The sequence below is a fragment of the Roseomonas populi genome (genome assembly GCF_024594815.1).
Classification (GTDB): domain Bacteria; phylum Pseudomonadota; class Alphaproteobacteria; order Acetobacterales; family Acetobacteraceae; genus Roseomonas; species Roseomonas populi.
Genome location: NZ_JANJOU010000025.1, coordinates 1 through 16317, shown reverse-complemented (window position 1 = coordinate 16317; position 16317 = coordinate 1). Strand labels below are relative to the sequence as shown.

At 72.0% G+C, this 16317-nt stretch carries 15 protein-coding genes; 6 read left to right on the top strand and 9 right to left on the bottom strand.

Annotated elements, in window-relative coordinates; genetic code table 11:
- Positions 1-87 precede the first annotated feature (87 nt).
- From NRP21_RS22430 to NRP21_RS22420, 3 genes are all read left to right on the top strand, one after another.
- Entirely contained in the window at positions 88-846 is a 759-nt protein-coding gene (locus NRP21_RS22430; protein WP_257718474.1) for a phosphocholine cytidylyltransferase family protein, read from the top strand.
- Positions 847-881: 35 nt separating this feature from the next.
- Entirely contained in the window at positions 882-3500 is a 2619-nt protein-coding gene (hpnN, locus tag NRP21_RS22425; RefSeq protein WP_257718473.1) for a hopanoid transporter HpnN, read from the top strand.
- A gap of 64 nt (positions 3501-3564) precedes the next feature.
- A complete protein-coding gene (locus tag NRP21_RS22420) occupies positions 3565-4311 on the top strand; it encodes an MlaA family lipoprotein (protein ID WP_257718472.1) in 747 nt (248 codons plus the stop codon).
- Between the two features lie 18 nt (positions 4312-4329).
- Here the strand turns inward: NRP21_RS22420 and NRP21_RS22415 are convergent, their stop codons facing one another.
- Together NRP21_RS22415 and NRP21_RS22410 are read right to left on the bottom strand one after the other, a co-directional pair.
- Positions 4330-4944: an ABC transporter substrate-binding protein gene (locus NRP21_RS22415; protein ID WP_257718471.1), complete on the bottom strand. Its 615-nt coding sequence runs from the start codon at positions 4942-4944 to the stop codon at positions 4330-4332.
- A 52-nt stretch (positions 4945-4996) separates the two neighbouring features.
- Positions 4997-5971, bottom strand: coding sequence for a Bug family tripartite tricarboxylate transporter substrate binding protein (locus tag NRP21_RS22410; RefSeq protein WP_257718470.1), 975 nt, complete (start codon positions 5969-5971; stop codon positions 4997-4999).
- A 128-nt stretch (positions 5972-6099) separates the two neighbouring features.
- Between NRP21_RS22410 and NRP21_RS22405 the strand changes: the two genes are divergently transcribed.
- Positions 6100-7071 (top strand): Bug family tripartite tricarboxylate transporter substrate binding protein, encoded by a 972-nt coding sequence (locus tag NRP21_RS22405; protein WP_257718469.1) that lies wholly within the window; start codon positions 6100-6102, stop codon positions 7069-7071.
- A gap of 7 nt (positions 7072-7078) precedes the next feature.
- Here the strand turns inward: NRP21_RS22405 and NRP21_RS22400 are convergent, their stop codons facing one another.
- The 3 genes from NRP21_RS22400 to tcuA all read right to left on the bottom strand — a co-directional run bounded on the left by NRP21_RS22400 (position 7079) and on the right by tcuA (position 10483).
- The gene (locus NRP21_RS22400) at positions 7079-7870 is read right to left on the bottom strand and encodes a class II aldolase/adducin family protein (RefSeq protein WP_257718468.1); all 792 of its coding nucleotides are present in this window, start codon (positions 7868-7870) and stop codon (positions 7079-7081) included.
- An 80-nt stretch (positions 7871-7950) separates the two neighbouring features.
- On the bottom strand, positions 7951-9099 hold the full coding sequence (gene tcuB, locus NRP21_RS22395) for a tricarballylate utilization 4Fe-4S protein TcuB (protein WP_257718467.1): 1149 nt from the start codon (positions 9097-9099) through the stop codon (positions 7951-7953).
- Positions 9086-10483, bottom strand: coding sequence for an FAD-dependent tricarballylate dehydrogenase TcuA (tcuA, locus tag NRP21_RS22390; RefSeq protein ID WP_257718466.1), 1398 nt, complete (start codon positions 10481-10483; stop codon positions 9086-9088). Before tcuA ends, tcuB begins: the two co-directional genes overlap by 14 nt.
- 138 nt (positions 10484-10621) lie before the next feature.
- Here tcuA and NRP21_RS22385 point away from each other — a divergent pair, with 138 nt between their 5' ends.
- Positions 10622-10975 carry a DUF1428 domain-containing protein gene (locus tag NRP21_RS22385; protein WP_257718465.1) on the top strand — a complete coding sequence of 118 codons (354 nt, stop codon included), beginning with the start codon at positions 10622-10624 and terminating at the stop codon, positions 10973-10975.
- 15 nt (positions 10976-10990) lie between these two features.
- On the opposite strand, the gene NRP21_RS22380 is transcribed toward NRP21_RS22385, so the two are convergent.
- From NRP21_RS22380 to NRP21_RS22365, 4 genes are read right to left on the bottom strand one after another with little or no spacing between them, the layout of a single operon-like run.
- Positions 10991-11653, bottom strand: a complete 663-nt coding sequence (locus NRP21_RS22380; RefSeq protein WP_257718464.1) for a GntR family transcriptional regulator — start codon at positions 11651-11653, stop codon at positions 10991-10993.
- The gene (locus tag NRP21_RS22375) at positions 11650-12417 is read right to left on the bottom strand and encodes an ABC transporter ATP-binding protein (RefSeq protein ID WP_257718463.1); all 768 of its coding nucleotides are present in this window, start codon (positions 12415-12417) and stop codon (positions 11650-11652) included. Before NRP21_RS22375 ends, NRP21_RS22380 begins: the two co-directional genes overlap by 4 nt.
- A gap of 44 nt (positions 12418-12461) precedes the next feature.
- Positions 12462-13670 carry a hypothetical protein gene (locus tag NRP21_RS22370; protein ID WP_257718462.1) on the bottom strand — a complete coding sequence of 403 codons (1209 nt, stop codon included), beginning with the start codon at positions 13668-13670 and terminating at the stop codon, positions 12462-12464.
- Positions 13671-13675: 5 nt separating this feature from the next.
- Entirely contained in the window at positions 13676-14602 is a 927-nt protein-coding gene (locus NRP21_RS22365; protein WP_257718461.1) for a hypothetical protein, read from the bottom strand.
- A 131-nt stretch (positions 14603-14733) separates the two neighbouring features.
- Between NRP21_RS22365 and NRP21_RS22360 the strand changes: the two genes are divergently transcribed.
- Positions 14734-16191 (top strand): bifunctional heptose 7-phosphate kinase/heptose 1-phosphate adenyltransferase, encoded by a 1458-nt coding sequence (locus tag NRP21_RS22360; RefSeq protein WP_257718499.1) that lies wholly within the window; start codon positions 14734-14736, stop codon positions 16189-16191.
- Positions 16192-16317: the final 126 nt, after the last annotated feature.

Below are 16317 nucleotides of genomic sequence, written 5' to 3'. Positions count from 1 at the left end.
GGAAAGCCCGGCAAGATGGCCGCCCTTGTCCGGCTTCCCTAGTAACTTTACCTTCACACAGGAGAGCCGCCTATCCGGGATCCTGTCTTGCACGTCCATGCCACCACCCCCACCGCGATCATCCTGGCCGCGGGGGTGGGACGGCGGCTCGGAACCTCGCATGACGGCCCGAAGATCCTGCTGGAGTTCGGCGGCCGCACCCTACTCCACCGCCACCTGGACGCGCTGGCGGCGCACGGCATCCGCCAGGTGAGCATGACCGTGGGATACGAGCACGGGCTGATCGAGGCGGAGGTGGCCCGGATCGGCTGGGCGGACCGCGTTTCCTTCATCGAGAATCCGAACTTCCGGGAGGGCAGCCTCGTATCCCTCGCCGTGCAGGACGCGGTGCTGCGGGCCGGGAACCCCGTGCTGCTAATGGACGGAGACGTCCTTTATGACTCCCGCATGATCGGCGCCCTGCTCGGCGCGCCGGGGGAGAACATCCTCCTGCTGGACCGGGAGATCGAGCCGGGCGACGAGCCCGTGAAGATCTGCTTCCGGAACGGCACCATCGTGGACTTCCGCAAGGTGCCGGAGCACGCGCACGACAGCCACGGCGAGTCCGTGGGCTTCTTCCGCTTCTCCCCCGAGACCGCCGCGGCCCTGGCCGACCGGTGCCGCCTCCACGTCGATGCCGGGCGCACGAAGCTGGAGTACGAGGAAGCGATCCGGGACCTGATCCTGGCCGAGCCCGCCCGCTTCCGCGCCCAGGACATCACCGCCCTGCCCTGGGTGGAGATCGATTTCGAGGAAGACATCCTGCGCGCCCGGCGCGATATCCTGCCCCAGCTCGACGCCGCCTGATTCCCCGGGGCGGCCAACCCCGCTAAGGCGAAGGCGTGACCCCCCGATCCTCCCCCACCGGGCGCCCCTCCCTTACCGGACGCCTCGTCGCCCTCAGCGCCGCGCGCCCCTGGGCGGTTCTCCTCATCGGGCTGTTGTTGGCGGCAGGCGCCATGCACTACGCCGCCCGGCACTTCGCGATGACGACGGACACGGCCGAGCTGATCTCGACCGACCTCGTCTGGCGCCAGCGCGAGATCGCCTACGACAAGGCCTTCCCGCAGCAGGAAGACCTGATCGTGGCCGTGGTGGACGGCGCCACGCCTGAGATCGCCGAGGGCGCCGCCGCCCGGCTGGCCGAGGCCCTGGCCGCCCAGCCGGACCGCTTCCGCAGCGTCCGCCGCCCCGATGGCGGCCCCTTCTTCGACCGGAACGGCCTCCTCCTCCTGCCACTGGAGGAGGTGCAGGCGAATACCGAGGGCTTGGTCCGCGCCCAGCCCTTCCTCGGGCCGCTCGCCGCCGATCCCAGCCTGCGCGGCGTCATGGGCGCCCTCTCCACCGTGCTGGAAGGGGTGGCGCGCGGGCAGGCGCGGCTGGCGGACATTCAGCCGGCCGCCACGGCCCTGGCCGGGACCTTCGAGGCGGTTCTCGCCGGCCGCCCCGCCTTCTTCTCCTGGCGCGCCCTCTTCTCCGGTGCCCCGCCGGGCCCGCGGGAGCTGCGGCGCTTCGTGCTGGTGCAGCCGGTGATGGACTTCACCGCCCTCCAGCCCGGCCAAGCCGGCAGCGACGCCCTGCGGGAGACGGCGCGGCGCCTGAACCTGGATGCCGCCCACGGCGCGACCATCCGCCTCACCGGCCCCGTGCCCCTGGCCGACGAGGAGTTCGCCAGCCTCGCCGAGGACATGGACGTGGTGGCGGCCGCCATGGTGCTGGCGCTGGTGGGCATCGTCTGGTTCGCCGTGCGCTCCGCACGTTTCATGGTGGCCATCCTGCTCACCACCCTCATCGGGCTGATCATCACGGCAGGGGTGGGCCTGCTGGCGATCGGGCGGTTCAACCTCATCTCCGTCGCCTTCATTCCCCTTTTCGTGGGCCTGGGGGTGGATTTCAGCATCCAGCTCTCCATGCGCGCCCTGGCGGAGCGGCTGGAGCACCCGGACCTGCGCGACGCCCTGGCCGAGGCCGGGCGCGGCGTCGGGCGGGGGCTGGCCCTGGCCGCGGCCGCCATCGCCGCGGGCTTCTTCGCCTTCCTCCCCACCTCCTATGTCGGGGTGGCGGAACTGGGCGCGATCGCCGGGCTGGGCATGGGCATCGCCCTCCTGCTCACCGTCACCCTGCTGCCGGCGCTGCTGGTCCTGATGCGCCCCTCGGCCGGCGGGCGGGCGGAGTTCGGCTACGCCGGGCTCGCGCCGGTGGAGCGGCTGCTGGAGCGGGAGCGCCGCCCGGTGCTGATCGGGGCCGCCCTCGTGGCGCTGGGCTGCCTCGCCCTGCTGCCCTTCGTACGGTTCGACTTCAACCCGCTGCACCTCCGCAGCCCGAAGGTGGAATCCATGTCCACCCTGCGCGACCTCTCGGCCGATGCGGACCGCACGCCGAACACGATCAGCGTCCTCCTCCCCTCCCTGGCCGAGGCGCAGGCCATGGGCCGTCGGCTGGAGGCGCTGCCGGAGGTGCTGCGGACCGTCAGCCTCGCCAGCTTCATCCCCACCCGGCAGGAGGAGAAGCTGGCCTTCGTGCAGGACGCCGCCGGCCTCCTCGGCCCCGTGCTGGAAGGGGTGCAGCCCCTGCCCCCGCCGGACGACGCGGAGCGCGCCCGCGCCCTGCAGAGCACCGCCGAGGCCCTGCGCCGCGTGGCCGCAGAAGCGCGCGACCCCGCCGCCGAGGCTGCCCGCCGGCTGGCGGATGCCCTGGCCCGCCTGGCCGCCGGAACCCCGGCGCAGCGCGCGGCGGCGGACGAGGCGGTGTCCGCGCCGCTGCGCGTGCTGCTCGGCCAGGTCCGCGCCCTGCTTTCCGCCGGCCCGGTGACGGAGGCGGACCTGCCGCCCGACCTCGTGGCGGACTGGCGCACCGCCGATGGCCGCTGGCGGGTGGAGGCCTATCCGCGTGGCAACCCGAACGACAACGACAACCTCGTCCGCTTCTCCGAGGCCGTGCTGGCCGTGGCACCGGAGGCGGTGGGCCCGCCCATCTCCATCCGGGCGGCCGGCGGGATGGTGGTTTCCGCCTTCATCCAGGCCGGGCTGCTCTCCTTCGTCGCGGTCACGGCGCTGCTGGCCCTGGTGCTGCGCCGCGTGCGGGACGTGGTGCTGACGATGCTGCCGGTGCTGCTGAGCGGCCTTCTCACCCTTGCCACCTGTGCCGTGCTGGACCTGCCGCTGAACTTCGCCAACATCATCGCCCTGCCCCTCCTCTTCGGGATCGGCGTGGCCTTCAACGTCTACTTCGTCGTCGCCTGGCGGGCGGGGGAGCACCACCTGCTGCAGTCCAGCCTCATGCGGGCGGTGATCTTCAGCGCGCTGACCACGGCCACCGCCTTCGGCGCCCTCTGGCTCTCCACCCATCCCGGCACGGCGAGCATGGGGCGGCTGCTGATGATCTCGCTGGGGTGGGAGCTGTTCGTCACCCTCCTCATCCGCCCCGCCCTGCTGGCCCGGCCGCCCGAGGAAGCGGCCTGATTTCACAGGCTCGTGCTGGAAACGGCGCTGGGCGGCGGCGCCCGGGGCCGCCTATGCTTTAAAGATGTTCCAGTCCTCGATTCGTGTCCTTCTCTGCCTGGGCGTCCTCTCCCTCGGTGCCTGCGCCACCCGGAACGCCGACGGCGAGGCCTCGGCCACCCCGGGCGACCCCTGGGAGGCGACGAACCGCGACGTGCTGGACGCCAACCTCGCCGTGGACGGCGCGGTGCTGAAGCCCGTGGCCCAGGGCTACCGCGAGGTGGTGCCGGCGCCGATCCGCACCGGCGTCCGCAACGTGCTGGACAACATCCAGGAGCCGCGGATCTTCGTGAACAACGTGCTCCAGGGGCGCTTCCTGGATGCCGGGCACACGACGATGCGCTTCTTCTTCAACTCCACCGTCGGCCTGGGCGGCATCTTCGATGTGGCGACGGATTTCGGCATCGCCCGCCGCACCGGCGACTTCGGCCAGACCCTCTACTCCTGGGGCCTGGAGGACGGGCCCTTCGTGATGCTGCCCCTCGCCGGCCCTTCCAACGTGCGGGACACGGTGGGGCTGGTGGCGGACAGCTTCACCAACCCCCTCACCTACCTCATCCCCTTCGAGGGCAATGTGGCCCGCAGCGTGGTGGGCGGCGTGGACCTGCGCGAGCAGAACATCGAGAACCTGGACGCGCTCCAGAGCGGATCGCTGGACTTCTACGCGCGCCTCCGCAGCGTATGGCAGCAGCGCCGCGACGTGGAGCTGGGCCGCAGCGGCGACGTGGGCGACAAGCTGGACGTGCTGGAGGATCCGGGGGCGCCGCGGTAACGCCCCCGGAAGCCATCGCTAGCCCTGCAGCATCGCCGCGGTGCGGCGATGCAGGTCGGACACCAGCCGCTCCGCCCCGCCGTCCCGCAACAGCGCCGTGAACTCGGAGCGGCGGGACGCCAGCTCGCTGATCGTGCCCGTCAGGTACACGTCCACGATGCGGTAGCCCGCGCTGCCCTGCCGCATCAGGTAGTTCAGCTGCACCGGCGCGTCGTTCACCCGGTTCAGCGTCGTCCGCACCAGCCGGTCGCCGTTCTGCAGCGTCTGCTCGCCCTGGGTGGTGAAGCTCTCGCCGGAGAAGCCCTTGAACTGGCTGGCGTAGTTGGCCGTGATCCAGTCGGAGAAGGCCTGCACCAGCCGCGCCTGCCCATCCGGCGCGATCCCCGTCCAGGCCGGGCCCACGGCGATGCGCGTCATCGCCGGCAGGTCGAAGCTGGCCTCCATCGCCGGGCGCAGCCGCTGGTAGCGCCCGCGCACGCCGAGTTGGGTGGCGTTGCGCATCATCTCGATCAGCGTGGCATGGAACCGCTCCACCACCGCCCGGGGGTCGGCCGCCTGGGCGAGGGCGATGCCCGGCGCGGCTGCGGCCAGGGCACCGAGGATGAGGCGGCGGGAAAGGCGGGAATCGTGCATGGCTGGAGCCATAGCACGACCCCCGCGGCGCGCCGCCATCAAGGCCGCGCTATCACTGCGCGGTCACCTTCGCCGCCTTGATGACGGGCGTCCACAGGTCGAACTCCGCGCGCACGAAGCGGTCCAGCTCCTCGGGCGTGGAAGGCTCGGCCTCCGTCCCCAGTTCCGCCAGCCTTGCTTTCACCGTGGCATCGCCCAGGATCTCGCGCAGCGCCGCGTTGAAGCGCGCCACGATCTCGGGCGCCGTCGCGCGCGGGGCAAAGGCTGCGGTCCAGGACCGCACGCCGAAACCCGGCACGCCGGATTCCGCCACGGTGGGAATGTCCGGCTTCAGGGCAGACCGCTTCTCTCCCGCCACGGCCAGGATCTTCACCGTTCCCGCCTCGCCCTGCGGCAGCGCCGTGGGCAGGTTCAGGAAGGCCATGGAGACCTGCCCGGCCACAAGATCGTTCAGAGCCGGGCCGCCGCCGCGATAGGGCACGTGGTCGATGTCCACGCCCGCCTTCATCTTGAACAGCTCCCCCGCCAGGTGCTGCGAGCCGCCGACGCCGGAGGAGGCGAAGGAGTGCTTGCCCGGCTCCCGCTTCAGCAGCGCCAGCAGACCCTGCAGGTCGCTCACGCCCAGCCGGTTCGCCACCGTCAGCGCCAGCGGCACGTCCACGAGCATGGAGACGCCGGAGAAGGCCTCGCGCGGGTCCTGCACCGTGCCCGGCGCGACGATCGGGTACATGACGTGATTGCTGGCCGAGGAGACGAGGAACAGCGTGCCGTCCGAGGCCCCGCGCGCCACCGCCGCCATGCCGATGGAGCCGCCCGCCCCCGTGCGGTTCTCCACCACGAAGGACTGCCCGAGCACCGCCTGCAGCCTCGGCGCCAGCAGACGCGCCACCACGTCGTTGGAACCGCCTGCGGCATAGGGCACCAGCAGCGTCACCGGCCGGTCCGGCCAGCCGCGCTGCGCGAGCGCAGGCCGTGCCAGCGCGGCGGCCGATCCGGCCATCAGGCCGCGGCGCGTGATCTCTCTCATCCCTTCTCTCCACAGCATCTTCTTCGATCCGCCTGTTCCCGCCAGACGATCCGGGCTTGCGCCGCCCGTTCCGTACTTGCCACGATGCCCGCAAGACGCCGCCACGAAGCGGCCGGACGGAGGACACCATGAAAGCGACACGCCGCAGCCTTCTGGCCGCGCCCATGCTTGCCGTTCCCGCGCTGCGCCCGGCCCGCGCGGCGGGATGGCCGGACCGCCCCGTCCGCATCGTCGTCTCCTTCACGGCGGGCGGCACCACGGACATCATCGCGCGCCTCGTCGGCGCGCATCTCTCCGATCTCTGGGGCCAGCCCGTGGTGATCGAGAACCGGCCGGGCGCGGGCGGCAACATCGGCACGGAATACGTCGCGCGCTCCGCGCCCGATGGCTACACGCTGCTCGTCGCCTCCGTGGGCCCGCTCGCGGTCAACATGTCGCTCTACAAGTCCATGCCCTATGACTCGCGCAAGGACCTGGCGGCCATCACGCTGCTGGCGGGCGTGCCCAATATCCTCGTCGTCGCGCCGGACTTCCCGGCCCGCAGCGTGGCGGAGCTCGTCGCGCTGGCAAAGGCGAAGCCCGGCGGCCTCTCCTACGGCTCCACCGGCGTCGGCACGTCGTCCCACCTCTCGGGCGCGCTGATGGACCAGATGGCGGGGGTGCAGACCACGCACGTGCCCTATCGCGGCGCCGTGGCACTGAACGACCTGCTCTCGCGGCGCGTGGACTTCATGTTCGCCACCATCCCCAGCGTCATCGAGCAGATCCGCGCGGGCAAGCTGCGGGCCATGGCGGTTTCCAGCCTGCACCGCTCCCGCTCGGCGCCCGACGTGCCGGCCATGGCGGAGCTGGGCTTCCCCGGCTTCGACGCCTCCTCCTGGTTCGGCATGGTGGCCCCGGCCGGCACGCCGCCGGAGCTGGTGCGGAAGATCTCCTCCGATGCCGCCTCCATCCTGAAGCGGCCGGATATCGAGAAGCAAATGGTTGACCAGGGAGCGGACCCGGTGGGCAACAGCCCCGCCGAGTTCGCCGCCTTCATCAGCGCGGAGATCGACCGCTGGTCGGAGGTCGTCCGCCGCTCCGGCGCGGTGCCGGAATAGCACGCGCCTACTCGGCGTAGGTGGGGTCCAGCCGGTCCAGCATCCGCAGCAGGGCCGGCCACTCCATCACGCCATAGGGGCGGCGCACGTTCGGCTGATAGTTCTGGAAGGTCTCGTCCAGCACCGTCTGCGGCACGGGGTGCAGCGGCGTGTTGCAGGACATGGCCGCGATCTGCGCCTTGCAGGAGAGTTCCAGCCGGTGCATCGCGTTGAAGGCCTCGCCCACCGTGCGGCCCACCGTCAGCAGCCCGTGGTTGCGCAGGATCATCGCGTTGTTGTCGCCGAGATTGGCGACGAGCCGCTCCTGCTCGTCCATCTTCAGCACCACGCCCTCGTACTCGTGGTAGCTGATCCGGGTGAAGCGCATGGAGGTCTGCGTCATCGGCAGCAGCCCGCACTCCAGCGAGGAGACCGCCATGCCCGGCCAGGTATGGGTGTGGATCACGCACTCGATCTCGGGCTTGGCGTGATGCACCGCGGAGTGGATCACGTAGCCCGCGCGGTTGATGCCGAAATCGAAGTCGCCGTAATCCGGCTTGCCCAGAATGTTGCCCTCGATATCCACCTTGATGAGGGCGGAGGCCGTCATCTCCTCGTACATCATGCCGTAGGGGTTGATGAGGAAGCTCTCCTCACCCGGCACGCGGACGGAGATGTGGTTGGCCATCATGTCGGCCATCTCGTAACGCGCGACCAGCCGGTAGCAGGCCGCGCAGTCGATCCGCGCCTGCCACTCGGCCGGCGAGACCTTGTCCCGCATGGAACTGATCCGCAGCGTTTTTCCCGACTTTTCCAGCATCACCGATCCTCCTCTCGCCGGGGCGGCTTATGCGCCGCCTCCGGCATGTTCGGCCCGTCTGCCCCGCCGGGCCAGCGCTTTTACGCGGCCGAGCCCAGCGCCCGGTCGGAAGGCTTGTTCCCCGGCGGCGGAGGCGAGGGCCGCCGCTCCAGCGCGTGCCGGAACAGTGCGGCCGAGCGGTAAACGGCGTGCACCATCTTCGAGTAGGGGATCACCGCAAAGAAGGTGAAGATCACGCCCAGGTGAACCGCCAGCAGCACGCCCATAGCGCCCGTGTCCCGCAGCGCCAGCAGCAGCAGCCCCGTGGCTGCCGCCAGGAAGAGCAGGACCAGCAGGGCGTAGTCGGAGCCCAGCAGGTTCCGCGCGGCGGGCGCGGGATCGGAGACGATCTTGGTCCAGATCAGCCCGGCCGTGCCGATCACCATCCCCACCCCGCCCCAGGTGCCGAGCTGAACCGGCAGGCTCCAGAAGGGATAGGGCGCCTCGTGGCCGAGGAAGTGGTCGTAGAAGGTCGCCGTGGTGGTGGAGGCGAAGCAGAGCATGAAGCCGTAGAACATGAAGTGGTGGAAGCGCCGCCGGACCTGGGAGAAGCCCTCGTCCACGTCGTTGCAGCCGCCGCCCCCGCCGCCAAGGTTCTTCAGCGTCAGGATGTCATGCAGCGCCACCGCCAGCGGCCGCCCGGGCCGCAGCTCGTCGGATCGCCCGCCCGTGTCCTTCCAGAAGTTGCGGAACCCCATGATCAGCGCCAGCACGGCGAAGAGCGAGGTGCCGCCCGCCAGCGTCACCATCAGCCACCAGGGGATGACGCGGTAGAAGGCGCCCGGCCCCTGCTGCGGCGTGTAGAGGATGGAGGGATCCACCAGGGCCATGGTCAGGATCAGCGCCAGCGCGATCCCCGCGATCATGGCGAGCGAGACGATGGTGCCGTTGCGCTTGAACAGCCCGGCCAGCGGGCCCGGCCAGGCATATTCCTCGTAGGTCTCGGCCCGTACCTGGGCCAGCACCTGCGGCACGTTGATGTTCCAGGGGTGCGGCGGCGCGTACTGGCAAGCGTAGTAACAGCCCCGGCAGTTGTGGCAGAGGTTGGCGATGTAGCTCAGGTCGCCGGAGGTGAACTCACGCCGCAGCGTCATCGCCGGAAACACGGCGCAGAAGCCCTCGCAGTAGCGGCAGGCGTTGCAGACCTCGAGCGCGCGACGGGCGTCGGCGGTGGCCTCAGTTTCGCGCATTCTTCGCGGCCTCCCTGCCCGCGATCCGCCCGAAGACGGAGCCGATCGCCATCCCGAAGCCGGCAAGATAGCCCTTGCCGAGGATGGAGCCGGCCATGATCTCGCCCGAGGCGAAAAGGTTCGCGCTCGGCCGCCCATCGTCCATGCGGACGCGGGCATTCTCGTCCACCTTCACGCCGAGATAGGTGAAGGTGATCCCCGGCCGCAGCGGGTACCCGATGAAGGGCGCCTCCGTGATCGGGCGCGCCCAATGGGTCTTCGGTGGAACCAGCCCTTCCGTGCGGCAGCCGTCCAGCCGGTTGGAATTAAACTCGCCGGGCACGCAGGCCTTGTTGAACTCGGCCACCGTCGCCTCGACCTTCGCGGGGTCCAGCCCCAGCTTCACCGCCAGCTCGCCCACCGTGTCCGCCTTGATGGCGGGGAAGACGCTCGGCATGAACAGCTTCTCGGATTTTGCATCGATGATAGCGTAGCCCACCTGGTCCGGCTGCTGCGCCACCAGCCGGCCCCAGATGGCGTAGCGCTTGGGCCAGACATCCTCGCCCTCGTCGTAGAAGCGCTCGCCGTCCTTGTTCACCACGATGGAAAAGGGCACGCAGTCCAGCCGGGTCGCGATGCCGCCGTCATACTTCGGCGCGCGCCCGTCGATCGCCACCGCGTGGCACTGGGTGGGATCGCCCACGGACGCCACGCCCTGGTCCAGCAGGTTCCGCAGCACCACGCCCTTGGCATAGGGCGTGCCGCGGATGAGGAAGTTGCGCGCGGCCGGGCCCCAGCCCTTCTCCAGCCACTCCAGATCCGCCTGGAAGCCGCCGGAGGAGGCCACCACCGCCTTGGCGCGCACCGTTTCGGGGAAGCCGCGATGGGTGATCGCCACCTCGCGGACGAAGCCGTCGTCCATCTTCAGGTCCACGGCCTCGGTGTCATAGAGGATGTCGATCCCCAGCCGCTCCGCCAGCGCGTAGTAGGCATTCACCAGCGCCTTGCCTCCGCCGAGGAAGAAGGCGTTGGTGCGGGAAAGGCTGAGCGTGCCGGAGAGCGAGGGCTGGAACCGCACCCCGCTCGCCTCCATGAAGCGCAGCGCGTCCGTCGTCAGCCGGATGGTCATCCGCGCCAGGTGCTCGTCCGTCTGCCCGCCCGTCACGCGCAGCAGGTCGTCCCAGTACTCGTCCTCGAGGTACGCCTCGGTCAGCACGGAGGTCGGCTCCGTGTGCATGGTCCGCATGTTGCGGGTGTGGCGGGAATTGCCGCCGCGGAAGGCCTTGGGCGCGCTCTCGATCAGCAGCACGGAGCAGCCGGCCTGCCGCGCGGTCACGGCGGCGCAGAGGGCTGCATTGCCGCCCCCTATCACCAGCACGTCCCATACCCGCGAGAAGTCCGGCATCGCCCCTGCTACCCTCCAGAACTGTATACGGCGGGATACGATCTTCCGCCGTTCCACACAAGGGAAGCGATGCCGAAGTTTCCGTTGAAAGATGACGGGGCTTTCATCATCGAGGGTTGGTCAGCGGAGGAACGGCTCATGCCCTATGTGGACGGCTTCGTGCTTGCCGTGCCGAAGGCAGGGATGGACGACTACAAGGCCATGGCGCGCCTCGGCGCTGAGGTCTGGAAGGATCACGGCGCGCTCTCCTACGTGGAGTGCGTGGCGGACGACGTTCCCTATGGAACCCTCACCTCCTTCCCCCGCGCCGTGATGGCGACGGATGAGGAGACGGTGGTCTTCTCCTGGATCACCTATGAGAGCCGCGAGGCCCGGGACGCCGTCATGGCGAAGGTCATGGCCGATCCCCGCATGAAGGGCGCGATGACGAACGCACCCTTCGACGGAAAGCGCATGATCTTCGGCGGATTCCAGACCTTCCTGGAGGCCTGACCGGCCCGGCCAGGCCTAGCCCTGGCCGTCGGCATGTTCCAGCCGGATGCGCGCCTTGAAGGCGTTCCGCATATGGCGCCGCGCGGCCTCCTCGGCCCGCGCGGCGTCCCGCGCCTCGATCGCGGCCACGATCGCCGCGTGCTCCTCGACGGATTCCGCCCCCCGCTCCGGCGTCGCCAGGGTCGTCCGCGCCAGCAGCGCGAGCGAGATCCGCATGTTCTCGAGCGAGGTGTTCAGGAAACGGTTGCGGGCGGAAAGCCGGATCTGCCGGTGGAAGGAGCGGTTGGTCGCCGCCAGCGCCGCCGGGTCCTTCAACAGGCCCCGGTCCCGCTCCACCATCTCCCGCAGGATCTCAATCTCGGTCGTCGTGGCGTGGGTCGCGGCCAGACCGGCGGCGGTGCCCTCCAGCACCTCCCGCATGTGGTAGAGTTCCGTCATCTGCCCGTAGTCCAGGCTCGCCACCACGGCGCCGTGGTGGGGCTCGTGCAGCACCAGCCCCTGGGCCTCCAGCCGCTTCAGCGCCTCCCGCACCGGGGTCCGGCTGATGCCGAACCGCTCCGCCAACTCCGCCTCGCGCAGCCGCGTGCCGGCCGGGAGGGTGCCGGCCTCCATGGCCTCCAGCAGCAGCTCATAGGCTCCGGCGCCGGAGGACCGCCCGGGCCGCACCCCCTCGCTCACGGGGCCCGCCCCGGATTGGATCGGTCGCGCGCGATGTCCAGGAACACCTCCTCCAGGTCGTCCCGACCGTAGCGCTCCAGCAACTCGGCCGGCGAGCCGCTATCGACGAGCCGCCCCTTCTTCAGCATCAGCACGTGGCCGCAGAGGCGCTCCACCTCCGCCATGTTGTGAGAGGCGAGGAGGATGGCGCAGCCGCTGTCCTCCCGGTATCGCTCCAACCAGCCCCGCACGAAATCCGCCGTGTCCGGGTCCAGGCTCGCCGTCGGCTCGTCCAGCAGCAGCACGTCCGGGCGGTTGATCAGGGACTTGGCAAGCGCCACCCGCGTCTTCTGCCCGGCCGAGAGATCGCCCGCCGGCCGGTCCAGCAGGTCCCCGAGGTTCAGCTGCGCCGCCAGTTCCGCGATCCGCGCCTCCCCGTCCGGCACGTCGTACAAATGGGCGTAGACCCGCAGGTTCTCCCCCACGCTGAGCCGGTGCGGCAGGGCGATGTAGGGGGAGGAGAAATTGGCCCGCGCCAGCGCCGCGAAGCGGTCCCGCGCCATGTCGTGCCCCAGCACGCGCGCCCGGCCCGCGCTGGGGATCAGCAGGCCCAGCAGCATGGCGATGGTCGTGCTCTTCCCCGCGCCGTTGCCGCCCAGCAGCCCAAAGGTGGCCCCGCGCGGCAGGGTGAAGCTGAGGGAATCCACCGCCACCACCTCCCCGTAGCGCTTGGTCAGGCCCTCGGCCGCGATGGCGGGGGCGTCGGGATCCGGGGTGGAGCGCATGCCAGGGGGATATAGGCCCCGGCGCCGCGCCGCCAGGGCACGGGTTAATGCCGGAGGTGCCGGTCCGTCGCACGGCCCTGGAAGAGCGTGATGCCGTTCTCCCACCCCCAGGCGATGGCGGCGCTGCGATCCGCCCCCGTCAGCACCACCTCCACCCCGGCGCGGACCAGCGATGGCACCGGTCCCGATTCTGCCGGCAGGGAGTCGGACCAGAGGAGGCGCACCATCCCCGCCCCGACCCGCGCCGGCGGCAGCAGCGCGAGCGCCGGGCCGCACGACGCCTCGAGCGCCAGGGTGTAGCCGCGGCTGGCCGCCAGGTCCCGCCCCAGCGCGAAGCCCACGGGATCCGCCAGGATCTCCGCCGCCGGCACCCCGAGCGTCAGCATCGGCCGCACCGCCCCCGGTAGCCGCCCGTCCAGCGCCAGGAAGGCGTCTGAGGTGAGCGAGGCGACGGAGAGGGAAAGGTGCAGCGGCCAGGGCGAGGCCAGCCATTCCGGCCGGGCGATGCCCGCCAGCATCCGCAATTCCAGAGAGACCCGCAGCTGCGCCGCCAGGGCCGGCACGCTCTCCAGCCCCTGGCCGGGCAGAAGCCGGTCCCGCAGGGCGCCGGGCATGGGGGAGATCGACTCCGCTGCCACCCAGGATTCCCCCTCCGGCGCCAGGCGCAGCACGGGCTGGCGGCGCAGGTAGGGGGCTGGATCAGCCCGCTTCAGGGCGGGCAGCACGGCGGCGAGCGCCTCCGCCTCCAGCGGTGGCAGAGCAGGGGCGGCGGTGGGGCTGGGCGGGGCGAGGCCGAGGCTCTCCTCCAGCCCGGCCAGCAGCGCGCCCGCCTCCTCCGGCAGGCGCAGGCCGCGCACCACCTCCGCGATCGCGGCCTCCTCCACCGCGCCATCCAGCACGCGCAGCACGGCGGGGCGCAGCGTGTCGGGCGGGGCGGTGACCACGGCCATGTCGCCATCGGGCAGATTGAACACCCGCGCGCGGCGGGCGTGCTGCGGCAGGGCCAGCGCCTCCCGCAGCAGGCGCCGGTGGTGGGGTCGGTCCAGCCCTTTCGGCAGGCGGGAGAGGCGCAACCACAGGATGTCCCGCACGGAGCCGGAGGCCAGGCAGAGCCGGACCAGCGCCGCCAGTTCCGCCACGTTCCCATCCGGCCCGGTCAGCGGCGGCGGATCGACCAGACCGGCCGCGTCGCGCGCCCCTTCGGGCCGGCCGGCGCGCAGGAACGTCCGCACCCCGCCGCCAGGATCGGGCAAGGCTCTCATCCGCCCGCCCTTCGGCGCAGCGCGGTCAGCAGCCGGTCCGCCTGGGGGCCGGAGAAGCGCGCGATCCCGCGCGCCAGGCCCCATTCCAGCCCGGCGGAGTCCGCCACCCCTTCCAGCACCACGCGGCCGGGCCCGAGCCCATCCCAGAAGCCGCGCGACAGCTCGTCCAGCGCCGGGTCGTGGGCGATGTGCAGCGCGCTGCCCGGCACCGCGGCCGGTTCTACCAGCGCCAGCGCCGCGTGGGTAAGCCCGCCAACCCCGAAGCAACAGGGAGGTGGGGCGGCCAGGGCGGAAGCGGGCAGGACCGGCAGGCGCCAGAGCGCGGCCTCGCCCGGCAGGACCTCCGGCGGGACATCGATGTGCAGAACCCCTTCCGTGGGGGCCGGCAGGGAAAGGGCGCGGCGCGCCACCACCGCCCACCCGTGCGCGAGCCACGGCGCTCCCTCCCAGCGTGGCCCGAGCGCCGCCGCGATGGCGGAAGCGGAGGGCAGAACCCGCATCCCCGCCGGGCGCGGCACCCCACCGGGGCCGAAGCCCAGGATCGCCCGCCGTTCCAGCAGGCCTTCCAGCGGCAGGGCGGAAAGGATCGCCTCCGGCCCCGTCGCGGCCGGCGCGGGCATGGCGGGCGGCGGCGCGGCCAGGGCTTCTGTCACCAGCACGGCATCCCGCCCGTTCAGCACCGCCGAGAGCGCCCGCCGCGCCATCTCCAGCGCGGGCGGGGCCGCCACCAGGCGCCAGGTCCCGTCCTCGGCGGAGGAGACGCGGCCGCCGCGGTTGCGCGCCGCATCCTCCAGCAGCGCGCGGGCCACCCGGTGCGCCTCCGGCGCCAGGCCGGGGCCGGGGCGGAAGAGCAGGGCCCCCGGCACGAGGCCGGGGAGCGGAAGGGCGGGCCCGTCCTGGGCCGGATGCGTGAGAGCGATCATCGCGCCCCCGAATCTGCCGGCAGGGGGTTAACCCTCCGTCACCGTGGGGCACGCCCGGTTGCCACCCGTACCGTTCAGGGGCTACGCCGGGAGGGATGACTGGCCCCGTGCCCGAAACACCCTCTCCCCCGATGGGCCCCGCCGACCTTGCGGAGGCCGTGCGGTCCCTGCGGCGCGCCTCCGTGCTCGTGGTCGGCGACGCCATGCTGGACCGCACCGTCTACGGCCGCGTCACCCGCATCTCGCCGGAGGCCCCCGTGCCCGTGCTGGCGGTGGAGCGGGAGGTGGCCATGCCCGGCGGCGCCGGGAACGTGGTGCGGAACCTCACCGCACTCGGCACCTCCGTCGCCTTCCTCTCCGTGGTGGGGGACGACCAGGCGGGGTCCGACCTCACCGGCCTCATCGGCGGGCAGCCGGGGGTGGAGCCCTGGCTGCTGGTGCAGGGCGGCCGCGCCACCACCACCAAGACCCGGTTCATGGCTTCCGGCCAGCAGCTCCTCCGCACGGACCACGAGGTGGCGCAGCCGGTCCACCCGCGCCTGGCGGACCGGCTGATCCGGATCGCGCAGGACACGGTGGCCGCCACGAAGGTCATGGTCCTCTCAGACTACCGGAAGGGCGTGCTGGCGGGGGATGTCACGCCCCGGCTGATCGTCGCCGCCCACGCCGCTGGCCGGCGCGTGGTGGTGGATCCGAAGGGGGAGGACTTCTCCCTCTACGCCGGTGCCGACCTCATCGTGCCCAACCGGGCGGAGCTGCACCGGGCCACCGGCATGGAGGTGGACGGAGAGGCCGCGGTGGTCGCCGCCGCCCGCAGCCTGCGGGAGCGTCACGGCTTCGGCGCCGTCCTCGTCACGCGCGGCCAGCACGGCATGACGCTGCTGGACGGGGACGGGCTGCACCACTTCCCGGCCGAGGCGGCGGAGGTGGCGGACATCTCCGGCGCCGGGGACACGGTGGTGGCGGTGGTCGCGGCGGCCATGGCCGCCGGCCTGCCGGTGCCGGTCGCGGCGCGGCTCTCCAACATCGCCGCCGGCCTCGTCGTCGGCAAGCTCGGCACGGCGGTGGCGCAGGACACGGAGCTGCTGGAGGCGCTGGGCGGCCAGCACGGCGCGTTGCGGAAGATCGTCTCCCGCGGGCGGGCCGCGGAGCAGGCGGAGCGCTGGCGCCGCCGCGGCTGGCGCGTGGGCTTCACGGACGGGCATTTCGACCTGCTGCATCCCGGCCACCTGCACCTGCTGGAGCAGGCCCGGCGCTGGTGCGACCGGCTGATCGTCGGGGTACACGTGGACGACGCGGTGCGCCGCCTGAAGGGTCCAACCCGCCCTGTGCAGGCCGAGGCGGCGCGGGCCGCCATTCTCGCCTCCCTCCCCGCCGTGGACCTCGTGACCTTCTTCGAGGAGGACACGCCCCTCGCCCTCATCGAGGCGCTGCGGCCGGATGTTCTGGTGAAGGGCGCGGACCACCGGGCGGACGAGATCCCGGGCGGGCTCCTGGTGCAGGAATGGGGCGGGGTGGTGCGCCTGGCCGACCTGCTGCCGGACGCGGAGGCTGCCGTGGCGCGGCTTGGGCTGGGCCTGAAGGGCTGACTGCGGGCGGCCGGGCGCCGCCCACTCGGGAAAGAGGTCGCGGCGGCCCGAGGGCCGCCCCACTCCAGAAAAGCCGCGGCGGGCGCAGGGGCGCCCCCATCCCAAAATCCCCCGCGGGCCCCGGGG

Bases quoted from the DNA above. Each gene is read 5' to 3' on its own strand.
- NRP21_RS22360 (WP_257718499.1), top strand. From the start codon at position 14,734: ATGGGCCCCGCCGACCTTGCGGAGGCCGTGCGGTCCCTGCGGCGCGCC.
- NRP21_RS22405 (WP_257718469.1), top strand. From the start codon at position 6,100: ATGAAAGCGACACGCCGCAGCCTTCTGGCCGCGCCCATGCTTGCCGTT.
- tcuA (WP_257718466.1), bottom strand. From the start codon at position 10,483: ATGCCGGACTTCTCGCGGGTATGGGACGTGCTGGTGATAGGGGGCGGC.
- NRP21_RS22410 (WP_257718470.1), bottom strand. From the start codon at position 5,971: ATGAGAGAGATCACGCGCCGCGGCCTGATGGCCGGATCGGCCGCCGCG.
- NRP21_RS22385 (WP_257718465.1), top strand. From the start codon at position 10,622: ATGCCCTATGTGGACGGCTTCGTGCTTGCCGTGCCGAAGGCAGGGATG.
- NRP21_RS22420 (WP_257718472.1), top strand. From the start codon at position 3,565: ATGTTCCAGTCCTCGATTCGTGTCCTTCTCTGCCTGGGCGTCCTCTCC.
- tcuB (WP_257718467.1), bottom strand. From the start codon at position 9,099: ATGCGCGAAACTGAGGCCACCGCCGACGCCCGTCGCGCGCTCGAGGTC.
- NRP21_RS22415 (WP_257718471.1), bottom strand. From the start codon at position 4,944: ATGCACGATTCCCGCCTTTCCCGCCGCCTCATCCTCGGTGCCCTGGCC.
- NRP21_RS22400 (WP_257718468.1), bottom strand. From the start codon at position 7,870: ATGCTGGAAAAGTCGGGAAAAACGCTGCGGATCAGTTCCATGCGGGAC.
- NRP21_RS22365 (WP_257718461.1), bottom strand. From the start codon at position 14,602: ATGATCGCTCTCACGCATCCGGCCCAGGACGGGCCCGCCCTTCCGCTC.
- NRP21_RS22375 (WP_257718463.1), bottom strand. From the start codon at position 12,417: ATGCGCTCCACCCCGGATCCCGACGCCCCCGCCATCGCGGCCGAGGGC.